General features: G+C 57.6%; 9 protein-coding genes. 5 read left to right on the top strand and 4 right to left on the bottom strand.

Annotated elements, in window-relative coordinates; all coding sequences use genetic code 11:
- Window positions 1-135 precede the first annotated feature (135 nt).
- Window positions 136-1,758, top strand: coding sequence for a histidine kinase N-terminal 7TM domain-containing diguanylate cyclase (locus G5B47_RS07060; protein WP_165096057.1), 1,623 nt, complete (start codon window positions 136-138; stop codon window positions 1,756-1,758).
- A gap of 161 nt (window positions 1,759-1,919) precedes the next feature.
- Here G5B47_RS07060 and G5B47_RS07055 read toward each other — a convergent pair whose 3' ends face one another.
- Window positions 1,920-2,246, bottom strand: a complete 327-nt coding sequence (locus tag G5B47_RS07055; protein WP_165096055.1) for a hypothetical protein — start codon at window positions 2,244-2,246, stop codon at window positions 1,920-1,922.
- Between the two features lie 244 nt (window positions 2,247-2,490).
- Between G5B47_RS07055 and G5B47_RS07050 the strand changes: the two genes are divergently transcribed.
- Window positions 2,491-3,348: a DUF72 domain-containing protein gene (locus G5B47_RS07050; RefSeq protein ID WP_165096053.1), complete on the top strand. Its 858-nt coding sequence runs from the start codon at window positions 2,491-2,493 to the stop codon at window positions 3,346-3,348.
- A 66-nt stretch (window positions 3,349-3,414) separates the two neighbouring features.
- A complete protein-coding gene (locus G5B47_RS07045) occupies window positions 3,415-4,962 on the top strand; it encodes an alpha-amylase (protein WP_165096661.1) in 1,548 nt (515 codons plus the stop codon).
- 156 nt (window positions 4,963-5,118) lie between these two features.
- Here G5B47_RS07045 and G5B47_RS07040 read toward each other — a convergent pair whose 3' ends face one another.
- Window positions 5,119-5,730: a biotin transporter BioY gene (locus G5B47_RS07040; RefSeq protein ID WP_165096050.1), complete on the bottom strand. Its 612-nt coding sequence runs from the start codon at window positions 5,728-5,730 to the stop codon at window positions 5,119-5,121.
- A 125-nt stretch (window positions 5,731-5,855) separates the two neighbouring features.
- Here G5B47_RS07040 and G5B47_RS07035 point away from each other — a divergent pair, with 125 nt between their 5' ends.
- Both G5B47_RS07035 and G5B47_RS25845 read left to right on the top strand, forming a co-directional pair.
- Window positions 5,856-6,680, top strand: a complete 825-nt coding sequence (locus G5B47_RS07035; RefSeq protein WP_165096047.1) for an ATP-binding cassette domain-containing protein — start codon at window positions 5,856-5,858, stop codon at window positions 6,678-6,680.
- On the top strand, window positions 6,665-8,458 hold the full coding sequence (locus tag G5B47_RS25845; protein ID WP_165096045.1) for an ATP-binding cassette domain-containing protein: 1,794 nt from the start codon (window positions 6,665-6,667) through the stop codon (window positions 8,456-8,458). The genes G5B47_RS07035 and G5B47_RS25845 overlap by 16 nt, the downstream gene beginning before the upstream one ends.
- Before the next feature lie 167 nt (window positions 8,459-8,625).
- On the opposite strand, the gene G5B47_RS07025 is transcribed toward G5B47_RS25845, so the two are convergent.
- Window positions 8,626-9,525, bottom strand: a complete 900-nt coding sequence (locus tag G5B47_RS07025) for an FMN-binding protein (protein ID WP_165096043.1) — start codon at window positions 9,523-9,525, stop codon at window positions 8,626-8,628.
- A 206-nt stretch (window positions 9,526-9,731) separates the two neighbouring features.
- Entirely contained in the window at window positions 9,732-12,377 is a 2,646-nt protein-coding gene (gene mprF / locus G5B47_RS07020) for a bifunctional lysylphosphatidylglycerol flippase/synthetase MprF (protein WP_165096041.1), read from the bottom strand.
- Window positions 12,378-12,771 lie beyond the last annotated feature (394 nt).

The following is a 12,771-nucleotide window of genomic DNA, read 5'->3' as shown; positions in this document are numbered from 1 at the left end:
CGGCGAATTTCCGTCATTTTGTCCAGCCAGCTAATTGGATTGTCAAAATTCCGCCCATTTGCCGATATATAATGAAACAGAAAGGCTGATTTTTCGGGTAAAGGTTGGTTTATCTATTGAAAGGAGGTGCTCCGGATGGGGTCGTTTATCTCAAATTACATTGTCATCGTCGCCTTATCCGGCGTACTGAGCGCGCTGCTCGCCCTCTTCGCCTATTTTAAGGAAACGGATTTCGCGGGAGTCAAAGCGTTCATCGTCAGCACATGCGCTTCCGCCATCTATACCTTCGGATTCGCCCTGGAGCTGTCCAGCCATTCCCTTGCGGAAATTAATATGTGGCTCAAAATCGAATACCTGGGCATGCCGTTCATTGCGCCCGCCAGCCTGATTATGGTCATTCATTTTCTGGGAATGGAACGGCTGATCACAAGAGCCCGGTTGATCGTTCTCGGCTTCATTCCCTGTCTGACCACCGTCATGGTCTGGACCAACGACTATCACCATTTGTTTTACCGATCAATGTATTTACGGCCGCTTTCGCCCGCGCTACTGGTTGATTTCGTCATGGGGCCCAGCTATATCGTTCACGGCAGCTTTACTTTCGGCTGCCTGCTGGCAGCTACCTGCCTCATGCTGGCGCAGTGGAACAAGATGAAGCGGGTGTACCGCCGGCAGTTCCTGACCATCCTGCTCGGGCTCACGCTGCCTACGATAGGCTCCTTTATGTACTTGATGGGCAAGACGCCTTACGGCATGGACCCGGTACCGGTCATTATGAGCCTGACCTCCGCCATGTACATCTGGGCCATTCTCTCCAGAAGCATGCTGACCGCCGCGCCGATCGCACGCAGCAACCTGTTTGAAAGCATGCGCGACGGCGTGCTCGTGATGGACCTTTCCGATCGGCTCGTCGACTTCAACCGGGCCGCGGCCGGAATGATTCAGGGGTTGGATGCCGCCTCCATCGGCCATCAGTTGGCCCGGATCTTTCTCCCCGGCGGCAAGGACGCGATAGCCTATGCTATGGAGGCCGATCCCCTCGTTCAGGAAGAACGGGAATTGCAATGGGAGAACGGGGACAGCATCTACTATTACGAAATCCGTTCCTCGCCCGTTCGCAAGCGCGGCGGGCAAGTGGCCGGGCGGATGATCGTATTGATCGACGTGACGGAACGTACGCTGCTTCAGGACAGGCTGCGACAGCTTGCTACCATGGACAGCTTGACGGGTATTTACAACCGCACCTGCTTTATGGAGCGCAGCAGCGAGCTGCTGGAGCGCTGCTCGAAGGAGAACGGCCGCTTGTCGATCGCGCTGTTTGACGTCGACCACTTCAAGAGCATTAACGACCGGTACGGTCATGGGTGCGGGGATTCGGCGCTGCGCCATATTGCGGATATTTGCCGCAGTCATCTTCGTGAGGGCGATGTGTTCGGACGCTACGGAGGCGAGGAATTCGTGCTATGCCTGCCGGACACGTCACTGGATCAGGCCGCGAAGCTAGCCGACAGCATCCGCAGATCGATCGAGGCCGCAAGCCTGGAGTCGCCTAACGGCCTCATCAACGTCACCGTCAGCTTCGGCGTCACGGAGGCTGTGCCCGACAGTACGTTGGAGGCGCTGCTTACGGAAGCCGACCACGCCCTGTACGCCTCCAAACGGAGCGGGCGCAATGCCGTGCATCTGTCGGCCGGCTCCGAAATGGTCCGCTTTCAAGCGGACCCCGCTGCTTGCATCGGGGCCTCTACCGACGGATAAACTAAGACAAAGGAACCGCCCCCGTTATGGGAGGCGGTTCCTTTTCTCGCAGAATTTCATCTTCAATGCGAAGGATTTTTCTCTATTGTCAGTATTTCCCTTTCAACTTTGATCTTTATCATCACATTTCGTTTCAAGCGTCTTGTAATAATGGATTAATTTTACTGCGTTTTATTATTTGGAACTCCGTACTTTTCCGGATGAGTTAAATAATCCTGAACATCAAGGGCTGTTCCGCTATATTTAAATGTTTTACTGACACTATCAAATTCAAATACTAAAAGTTGATCTGCTATTCCTGTGCCAGATCCATCATCACGTACTCCAATAATGTTAGGCGCAATCTGTATAAAATCATTGCGAATGATTGTCGAGGATGGATTTGTCGTGGTTGATGGAATTATAATTTGATGTGGTTTGAACGCAATTACAACTAAACAAATTAAAATACCCAATAAACAAAACTTGGTAAACAAATTATTTTGCACTGTTTTTCCCTCACAGATTTAATTTAAGTGCATTCCAGGTACATACTACCAAAACTTAAACTAAATAGAAAAAATCATACAGTGCGGTTTGAACGGCTTGATGCTACAGCTGTGAGACAGAGGAATGGTATTTTTCGCATCGATCAGTTGTTTGCCGCCACCCCTTATCAGTTTAAATAGAAGATATCCGGGGACTGACCGGACAAATTTTGGCTAACAATGGGAAGAATAGGAGGAGAGCCTTGTGATCAGGATCGGATTGACGGGATTCGGCGACCATGAAGAGCTGTACGGCAAAATCAAACCCGCCGACCGGCTGCCCGCGTACAGCGCGCATTTTTCCATCGTGGAAATCGACAGCTCCTTCTATGCCGTTCAGCCGGTGAAAAATTACGTTAAATGGGTAAGCCAGACACCTGAAGATTTCGGGTTCATTGTCAAAGCCTATCAGGGAATGACCGGACATCTGCGGGGCAAAAAGAATTACTTCGATTCCGCCGAGGACATGTTCCAGGCGTTTCATACTTCCATAGAGCCCGTCATTGCAGCAGGCAAGCTGACCATGACGCTCTTTCAGTTCCCGCCGTGGTTCGACTGTACGAAGGAGAATGTGGATACGCTGCGCGAGACCAGGGAACGGATGAAGGATGTGCCCTGCGCGCTGGAATTCCGCAACTCCACCTGGTACAACCCGGAATACCGGGAGCGGACACTTGCTTTTATGAAAATAGAAGGCTGGATTCATACGGTGGTCGACGAGCCGCAGGCTGGAACAGGGTCCATTCCGATAGTATCCGTGGCGACTTCGCCGGAGGCGACCTATGTGCGGATGCATGGACGGAACGCCAAAGGCTGGCATCAGAGCAGCCGCCCGGATTGGCGCAGTCTTCGCTATCTGTACCGTTACAGCACGGAGGAACTGACAGAATGGCGGGACCGGCTGAAAGAGCTGGAGAAGGACACTCGGAACGTGTATGTGGCCTTCAACAATAATTCGGCGGGGGACGCCACCCCGAATGCCAAGGAGCTGCAGGCTTTGCTTGGCGGAGACGACAGCGGCCTTGCGCCGCTGCAGCTCGACCTGTTCAACAACCCATCATGATTTACATATAATGGATTTACTTTATGCGCCGCTGGAAATGAAGCAGGAATAGGGAGGCAAATCATGATGAAACGCAATCATACGATGATGCAGTTCTTCGAGTGGCATGTAGCCGCCGACGGCGAACATTGGAAGCGGCTGGCGAAGCTTGCACCGGAGCTGAAAGCGGCGGGAATCGACGCGGTCTGGATTCCGCCTGTGACGAAGGGCCAATCGATCGAAGATACCGGGTACGGCGTATACGATCTGTACGATCTGGGCGAGTTCGATCAAAAAGGGAGCGTCCGGACGAAATACGGAACAAAGCAGGATCTGATCGACGCGATTGCGGAATGCGTTAGGAATGGAATTGCCGTCTATGTCGATCTGGTCATGAATCACAAAGCCGGCGCAGATGAAACGGAGGTGTTCCAGGTCGTCGAAGTCGACCCGGAGAACCGGCTGGAGGTCATATCCGAGCCGTTCGAAATTGAAGGCTGGACGAAATTCACGTTTCCCGGGCGCGGCGACCAGTACTCTTCCTTTAAATGGAACCACGAGCATTTTAACGGCACGGACTATGACGCCGGGGAAGACCGGACCGGCATCTTCAAGATTATCGGGGAGAACAAGGACTGGAGCCGCAATGTGGACGACGAGTTCGGAAACTACGACTACCTGATGTTCGCCAATATTGATTACGACAACCCCGTTGTACGGTCGGAAATGCTGGAATGGGGAAAATGGCTCGTCGATACCCTTCAATGCAGCGGGTACCGGCTGGATGCCATCAAGCATATCAATTATGAATTTATCGGCGAATTCGCGGCGGAAATGACCCGTAAGCGCGGGGAGGATTTCTATATTGTCGGCGAATTCTGGAATCCGGACGTTGAAGCCTGCCGCCAGTTTCTGGACACGGTTGATTATCAGATCGACCTGTTCGATGTGGCGCTCCATTATAAATTCCATGCCGCGTCGCTCAGCGGCCGGGATTTCGATCTGACCACCCTGTTCGATGATACGCTGGTGCAGACGCATCCCACCCATGCCGTCACCTTTGTCGACAACCATGATTCCCAGCCCCATGAGTCGCTGGAGTCCTGGGTCGGCGACTGGTTCAAATTGAGCGCGTACGCGCTGATCCTGCTTCGCCGGGACGGGTATCCCGTTGTATTTTACGGCGATTATTACGGCATCGGCGGACCGACGGAGATTCCCGGCAAGCGCGAAGACATCGACCGGCTGCTGTCCGCCCGCTACCATAAAGCCTACGGCGAACAGGACGATTACTTCGATCATCCGAACACGATCGGCTGGGTGCGCCGGGGAGTGGAGGAAATTCCGGACTCGGGCTGCGCGGTCGTCGTATCGAACGGAGACGACGGCGAGAAAAGCATGTTCGTCGGCGAGGAACGCGCCAGTGAGGTCTGGGCCGATCTGACGCTGAGCCGGGAAGACACCGTTGAAATCGGCGAAGACGGATGGGCCGTCTTTCCGGTAAACGGCGGCGGCGTATCCGTATGGGCCCTGCCGCTGGAGCATCCGGGCGGTAAAGGCGACGAAGGCCGCTCCGAAGCGGCTCCCCGGACTGAAGAGGCCGCAAAAATAAATAAACCGGCAAAGAAGAGCTAACCGGCGAATCGGCCGGGTTCCATGAAGCTGAGCCCCCCTTCCCCCTTCAAACACAGCAAGCCCAGCAGTCCGCGAGAGTGCATGCGGACTGCTGGGCTGCTGTATTATTGATGAGAACGGACTTCTGCGGTGTATATATGATTCAGACGCTTCAGTCTAGGCTTTTTCTTCGTACGCGTTCTTACCGAGCCAAGCTCCGCTTGACCGGCCCACAATTCGCTCAATCGGATAGACCTTCCATACGGCGGTCACAACCGATGCGCACAGCGCAGCCTTGAGGAAGTCCCCCGGAAGGAACGGCAGCATGCCCGCGGTCAGCGCTTTGGGCAGCGTATCGAGGCTTGGAATCGAGTGAACCAGCCAGGCGACGCCGCTCGGGTAGACCAGCAGGGAGCCGAACAGGAAGTTCACTAGGAGCAGCTTGCCAACGGTGAATTTGCCCTTCGACATCCGCTGGGCGAACCATCCAATCAGGAAGGCTGAAACCGGCCAGGCGAAGATGTAACCGGCGGTCGGACCGACAAGGACGGACAGACCTCCTCTTCCCGCCAATACGGGAAAGCCAGCGGCGGCGAGGCCGATAACAATCAGGACGGCGATAGTTCCATATCGGGCGCCCAGTACGGAACCGGCCAGCATAACAGCCAGCGTCTGCAGAGTAATAGGCACCGTTGAAAAAGGAAGCGACACTTTCATTGAGCTTAATGCGATCATCACGCCCGCAAAGAGCGCACTGAAAATAAGTCCGCGCAAGGACCATCTGTTCATGGGTTAAACATCCCTCCAATTTTTTAGATCACTATACCATCTTCCCCCGAATACATCAACGCGTTAATTTGATATAATCGTTAGCGCTAGGCGAGTGTCAGTCTTACAGGAAGAAGGCGGTTACCATGATTCATGCCAGTCATTTGAACCTGACGCTGCGGGACGGCCACCAGAGCCTGCCGGTACTTCAGGATATTACTATACATATCAAAAAAGGGGGATGGATCGCGCTAACGGGGGCCAACGGCAGCGGCAAATCAAGCCTCGTCCGGACCTTCAACGGACTGCTCATTCCATCCTCAGGCCATCTGACGGCGGCGGGGCTCGATTTGCGGTCTGCCGAAAGCCGCAGCGCCGTCAAACGGAGCATCCAGCTCGTCTTTCAGAACCCGGAAGCTCAAAGTATCGGCTCGACCCCGGAGGAGGATGTCGCCTTCGGTCTGGAGAACCGGGGAATTTCCCGGGAGGAAATGAGGGCGCGGACGCTAAGCGCCCTGCGGCGGACGGGCCTTGGGCACAAAGCCGGAGCGCCGGTGTCTGAGCTGTCGGGCGGGGAGCGGCAGCGCCTGGCCATCGCCTGCTGCCTGGCGCTGGAAGCGGAAATGATTATCTTTGACGAGGCGACCTCGATGCTGGACCCCGTCTCCCGCAAAGAAATTTTCGAGCTGAGCCGGGAGCTGTGGCGGCGGGGAGTTACCGTGCTGTGGGTGACGCAGCGGATGGAAGAGCTGGCGGCGGCGGATCGCGTGGCCGTCATGGACCATGGACGGCTCGTATACGACGGCGATCCCCGGACGCTCTTTTATGACTCCGTGCTGCCGGCCGCGCTCCGCTGGGAGGATTCCCCCGTCATCGGCATCGGCCGGATGATGCGGGAGAACGGCTGGCCGTCCGATCGGCTGCCGCTGACGGAGCAGCAGCTGGAGGAGGCGCTATGCCGGTACAGCTGACTGGGGTGTCGTACCGTTACGGCCGCTTCCCCGCCCTGCGCGGCATTGATCTGCTGATCCCCGAAGGCAGCCTTACGGTCCTGTGCGGCGTAACGGGCAGCGGCAAGTCCACGCTGCTGCGGCTGCTTTCCGGGCTGGAGCAGCCGGACGCGGGCCGCATTGACTATACGAGCGGGGGCTCCTGCGCTTCCGTCTCGATCGTCTTCCAGCAGCCGGAGAGCCAGCTCTTCGCCGGCAGCGTCAGAAAGGATGTCGAGTACGGTCTGGAGCAGCGGGCCGTCCCCGCGCCTCGGCGCAGCGAGGCGGCGGACCGGGCGATGCGGCAGGCAGGGCTCGATCCCGAGCGGTACGGGCCGCGTTCGCCGTTCCTGCTGAGCGGCGGCGAGAAGCGCCGGGTCTGCATCGCCGGCGCCATCGCCCCCCGGCCGCGGCTGCTCCTTCTGGACGAGCCGACGGCCGGGCTCGACCCGCCCGCCGTCCGCGCGCTGCTGGAGACCGCCGCGGAGCTGAAGCGCGGCGGCTATACGATCGTGGTCGCCACGCACGATCTGGACTGCTTCTTTCCACTGGCCGATCAGGTCGCGGTGCTGGCGCAAGGAAGCTTGCGCTACAGCGGGCCGCCGGACGGCCTGTGGACGGGAGCCCGCGTGCTGGAAGACGCGGGCCTGGAACCTCCGGCCTATATTAGGATCGGCCGGATGCTCATGCGCCAAGGCGGGCTGGACGCGCTGCCCGCCGGCGCAGGGGATTTGCTGGCGAAGCTGGACCCGCTTCGCCTCGCTTACCCCGGAGGCGGAGCCTGTCCGGGGGCTGGCGGTGAGCGGCCGGCTGCAGCCAGCCGCTCCCTCTCCGCCGCTGGCGCAGCTGCGGCGGCAGGCGGCCGGGCGGCCGGAAGCGGACGGCCCGCCACCGCAGACCCAGCCGCCGCCAACTCAATCGCCGACGCCGCCAACACAACGGCTGCCGTGGCGGCTGGCGCCGGCGCAATCGCCGCCCCCGCCGAGAGCGCCGCATACGGCAGCGCTGGCCGCCCGTCCGGATCGGCCTTGCGGGCACTCGATCCGCGCGTCAAATGGCTGGCGATGGCGCTGTGGTCGCTCGTCATTCTCGGGATGACGAGCGCGCTTCCGCTCGGGGCCGCCTCGGTGCTGGTAGCCGTACTCCTCGCCTGCGGGGGCATTACGCAGAAACGGGCGGTCTGGTTCTACCGTCCGTTTCTGCCGATGTTTCTCCTGCTGTGGCTTCTGTCGGCCTTTTCATGGAGCGGCGGCGCCTCCTTCGCCTTTTCTCCCGCAGGCGCGCTGACCGGCGGTCTCTCCGTCCTCCGGCTGGGGCTGCTCATTTCGCTCGGCTTCCTGTTCACCGAGACCACCTCGGGAGCGCCGCTGCGTGAGGGGCTGGAGTGGGCCATCAAGCCGCTTGGAAGACTGGGCGTCCGAACGCGGAACTGGTCGCTCGCCGTGTCCGTGACCTTGCAGTTTATTCCCTGGATTCTGGGAAAAATCTCCGCGCTGCAGCTGGCGCTCGCTTCCCGGGGCAACCGGAAGCGGGGGCTGGCGCGCTGGACGCCGCAGCAGATCTCGCTGATGGCGGTTCCCCTGCTTCTGCAGGTCATCGGCATGGGCGATGAGCTGTCCACCGCCATCGAAGCCCGCGGCTATGACCCTTCGAAGCCGCGGACGCCCTGGCTTGTTCTGAGCTGGCGGCAGCGGGATACGGCTGCGCTGCTGCTCGTCCTGCTCGCAGCGGCGCTGCTGTGGGGGCTCTCCCGGAGCTGAAGGCCCCGTGATCCACCGCCTCCGGCAAGCAGGAAGGAACCAGCAGCCACGGAAATCTTGTGGCTCCCCGTTCCCGCCAGGAGACCCCATACCAAACGTATAAATAAGCCTGCCAGAGCCCATAAGGGCTACGGCAGGCTTATTGGCATTATACTATTATGATGTCCTTATTCTTCAATCTTGATTGCGGCTGGCTTCGTATCGCCGACTTCCGCCAGATCATCCAGCGCGTACTCCACAAGCGCCTTGAAGTTATTCGAGGACGTAGTCGCCCCGCTTACCGCGTCCACGGAACCGATGGACTGCTTCTCTACCAGCTGCTTCTCCAATTCTTCCGTATATTTGGCCGGATAGGTCTTGCTCTTGGCTTCCATCGCCGTCTTGTATCCGGCGTCTTCCGTCTTCAGCTTGCCGGCTTCGTTCACATAATCAAACTGTACGCTTGCAATCTTGTGATCCTTGATCTCCAGATCAATCTGCGGCTTCCAGCCGTGGTCGTCAAAGGCATCCGCGGCTACCGAGTACTTGCCATCCTCATACAGCGGAACGACGGCAACCGCCGTGTCTCCGGCTTCCGCTTTGACCAGAGCGGCGGCGGCAAGCTCATTGAAATTTCTGGACGAATGTGTCGCGCCGGAAACCGCATCGACCTTGGCAGCGTCCTGAGAGGTTACCAGCTCTTGACCCAGCTTGTCGAAGGCTTCGCGGGGCGTGAATTTATTCGCTTCCGAAAATCCTTTGATATAGGCCTCGTTCTTGCTTCTGAGCTCGCCTGCTTCGTTAGTGTAATCATAATAGACCTTCCCGATTTTGCCTCCGGTTACGGTCACTTCCACATAAGCCTTCCAATTTCTCACGTCGTTGCGGTCATACTCCGCTTTGTAGACTCCGTCTTTAAAAGCACCCGCAGCCGGCGCCGGAGAAGAATCCGCCGTACCGGTCGCCACGGCCGTCGGCTCGCTGCCCGGGCTTTCGGTCGCAGCCGAGTTGTTATTCGAATTTCCGCAGGCTGTCAGGATAAGCGTCAGCATCAAAATGAGCAGGGACAAGTTCTTTGTGTTTTTCATTCCATAACCCCCAGTTATGTTATTTTTTTCACATCCTTATTTTAACATTCGGAGTCCATTTCGTGTATTTATTTACAATATTTTAGGTAAAAAAGCAGTCACACCGTTTGAAATGATGACAAAATTGGGAGTTACTGCACATTCCATGAAAACAAAAAAACTGTCCCCCAGCCGTTCACATGGCGGCTTCAAGGGACAGCTATTTCCTATTTCCGTACTTTCGGCTGCCGGGAAACGAGCCTCACCAGATCCAGCGTCAGCACGGGCAGGGACAAGGAGACGGGATAAGCCAGGTAGCGGGGCTCCCACTCCGGCGAGAATTTCTCCTTGTACCGGCGGAGACCTAAGAAGCCGTACCAATGCCCTCCGCGCTTGAAGACCAGATGGGCGATTTTTTCTTCCCGCAGCGAGCCGGGATTTCGCCCGACGCTGGACAGAGGCGCATTACCGAGGTTGAACCTTCCGTACCCCTCGGCCTTGGCCCATTCCAGGAGAGAGATGAACAGGAAGTCCATCGTTCCGTTCGGGCTCTTCAGGCGATGGCGCATGAGGTCGATGGATACGGTAACCCCGCCGTCGTAGCCCGGCGCAAGCGAGGCAAAGGCGATGACGGCGCCTTCGGCATTGCGCAGCAGGGCCAGCGGCGCAAGCTGGAGATACGATTCGTCGAACCATCCGAGCGAATAGCCTTTTTCCGCCCGGCCTCTCAGCCATTCGTCGGAAATCGAGCGAAGCTCCTGCAGCAGCTCCACCCCGTGCGGAGGCTTCGCCAGTTCGAAGGTGCAGCCTTCGCGCTCGAACCGGCGGGTGACGCTCCGCAAGTCGCTGTTCCTTTTGCCGCTTAGAGTGAAGTGGTCCAGCGGCACCAGCGCCTCTTCGCCGAGTTTAAAGAAGCGGTAGCCCTGCTCATGGTAGATCGGCAAGTAGGCGGGCGTCGCTTGATAGAAGACCACGGTAAGACCGTACCTGTCGGCCTCTGTCCGGAACTCGCTGATCGCGTCGTTCACCAGCTCTTTGGGGCCCAGCGGGTCGCCGAGCACGACAAGCTTGTCCCGCACCCGGGCAAAGGGAAGCATAACCTTTCCGTCCTGCGCCCAGTAGAAGCTCTTGTCGCCCGTGAAGAGCATATGGGTCAGAGCGTTGCCGGATTCCGTCTCCAGGTACCGGCGCAGCCGGTCCATATCCGGCGGCGCGGTCAATGCCTCCGCCCGCCGGTTGGGCCGAAGCACCGCGGCCAGGGAGAGCAGCAGCCAGGCGGCCGCCAATCCGCCCGCAGCCGTATAGGCGAAATGGCCGTGCTGCTGCAGCCACTCGGTCGCCTCGCCGGGCTGCAGCGCTTTGAAGAAGCCGCGGTGCGAGTAGCTCGCCAGCAGATAATAGCTGAGAGCGATGAAAGAAGTCAGCAGCAGCCATCCCAGCAGGCTCTGCCTTGAGATCGGCGCGCTGATCCGGTAGAAACGCGCCCTTGAAATCCACAGAAGAAAGGCGACCAGCAGCAGAAAGATCGCCTCTTCATAGTCGAACCCTTTGGCGAAGGCGAACACCGCTCCAAGAGCCAGCAGAATGCCCGACCCGATATAGGCTCTGCGGACATGCAGCGATATACCTCTCGACAGCAGCACCAGCATAAAGCCGATCACCACCGACAAATGATGCGAGAGCCGCATGATCGGAAGCGACAGGAGCTCCTCCGTGAAGCGCAGCCGGTACATTAACTCGGGCGTGGCCGCCGACAGCAGCAGAATCAGGCCTGACACAAGCACAAGCTTGCCGAGCGCCCATCCGCCAAGATCGCTGAGAAAGGTGTACTGTCCGGGCCAGCCCCAAATCTTTTGCCAAGTGTTAAGAGACGTCTCCATAGCCGTTCCGCGCAGCAGCCGGATGCCCTGCTGTCCGATTTCGAACGCCGCCAGCACAAGGCCGATCAGCCAGGGAACGACATAATAGAACAGCCGGAAGATGACGAGCACCGCCATCGCCCGTTCACTTGCATACCCCATCTGCTGCAATCCGAGCAGCGCAATCAGATCGAATGCGCCGATGCCACCCGGGGCCATGCTGAGTATGCCCGCAATCGCCGCAATGACGTACAGACTCATCATCGGCTGAAAAGGAGCGCCGTCCAGCATATACCTCGCGATCATCGCAAAAGTAAATCCGGCGCCCAGCCATTCCAGCAGCGAAGAGCCGACCGAGGCGTATACCGTCATCCACGGCGTTCTTCCTTCTCCCCGGTTAATCCATTTGGCGAACAAAGAGGAACGCTGGACCATGATAAAAAAGGGCAGATAGAGCGCCATGCCCCAAACGGCGAACACCAGCCACCGGTGCTCGCGCAGCAGCTCCTCCGCCGGCAGGATGCCGAAGAGGTTGGCCCAGGACAGCAGCGACAGGCCCGTAATCATCAGCGGCGACAAAAAGACAATGGCCGGAGTCAGGACCGCCGTGGGCACTCCGCTTTTTTTATAGAGCAGCGTGCGCAAGCCGACTCCCGCAAGACCGGCAAAGCCGATCAAATTGTTAAAGGTATTGGCGATCCACGAATAGCGGAAGGTGCTCCATACCCCGGTCTTCATCCGGAAGTGGGCGCGGATCAGAAAATCGTAGGCGCTCATCACCGCAACCGCCGCCAGCGCTGCCGCCATCATCCGCAGAATATCCGGCACCGGAACATGCCTGAGCTCGCGCAGCGTCCGGGCAAGCTTGACCCCTTTCAGTTCATGCTGCCCCTCCAAGTACACAAGCGCAATAATGATTAGCGGAAACAGCACCCGAACCGCCTTGATGCGATAAATCGACACCAGCAGCCTTACCAATTTTAATTGTTCGAGCCTTGGTTGATGTGCATGCATTTCTCTACCTACCTTTAGTTGCATAAATTGCGTATTTCGCCCTGTTCGGGTCAGAATACGCGGTTTGTGATAAGTGAGTGCTATACCGTTAGACGACAGCCTCTCCCACATCCCTGAATTCCTTTAAAAATCCTACTCCGAACAAGCTCCTTATGCAACTCCAGGCAACAAAAAACATCCACTCCAATCACCGGTTCCATAACTTCCTCACTCTTTGGTGTATTTGCCTGCACTCCTACGATGTTCCAAGTTCTCCCGGCTACCGCCATCTAAATTCACCTACAAAATTAGGCCAACCAGAAGTTTCTGGCTGACCTAATAAAACGAAAAGGCATTTGAAACATAGCCATTGACCAGCTATTAATTAAGTAGCCAAAAGCCACAGGGATTATCC

The sequence above is a fragment of the Paenibacillus apii genome, assembly GCF_011043685.1.
Lineage (GTDB): Bacteria > Bacillota > Bacilli > Paenibacillales > Paenibacillaceae > Paenibacillus_AQ > Paenibacillus_AQ sabinae.
The sequence above is the reverse complement of the archived record's forward strand: the minus strand, read 5'-3'. Positions and strand labels throughout refer to the sequence as shown.

What these genes read in the sequence shown, in the direction of transcription:
- G5B47_RS07060 (WP_165096057.1), top strand. Translation starts at nt 136, where the DNA reads ATGGGGTCGTTTATCTCAAATTACATTGTCATCGTCGCCTTATCCGGC.
- G5B47_RS07045 (WP_165096661.1), top strand. Translation starts at nt 3,415, where the DNA reads ATGAAACGCAATCATACGATGATGCAGTTCTTCGAGTGGCATGTAGCC.
- G5B47_RS07040 (WP_165096050.1), bottom strand. Translation starts at nt 5,730, where the DNA reads ATGAACAGATGGTCCTTGCGCGGACTTATTTTCAGTGCGCTCTTTGCG.
- G5B47_RS07035 (WP_165096047.1), top strand. Translation starts at nt 5,856, where the DNA reads ATGATTCATGCCAGTCATTTGAACCTGACGCTGCGGGACGGCCACCAG.
- G5B47_RS25845 (WP_165096045.1), top strand. Translation starts at nt 6,665, where the DNA reads ATGCCGGTACAGCTGACTGGGGTGTCGTACCGTTACGGCCGCTTCCCC.
- G5B47_RS07025 (WP_165096043.1), bottom strand. Translation starts at nt 9,525, where the DNA reads ATGAAAAACACAAAGAACTTGTCCCTGCTCATTTTGATGCTGACGCTT.
- mprF (WP_165096041.1), bottom strand. Translation starts at nt 12,377, where the DNA reads ATGCATGCACATCAACCAAGGCTCGAACAATTAAAATTGGTAAGGCTG.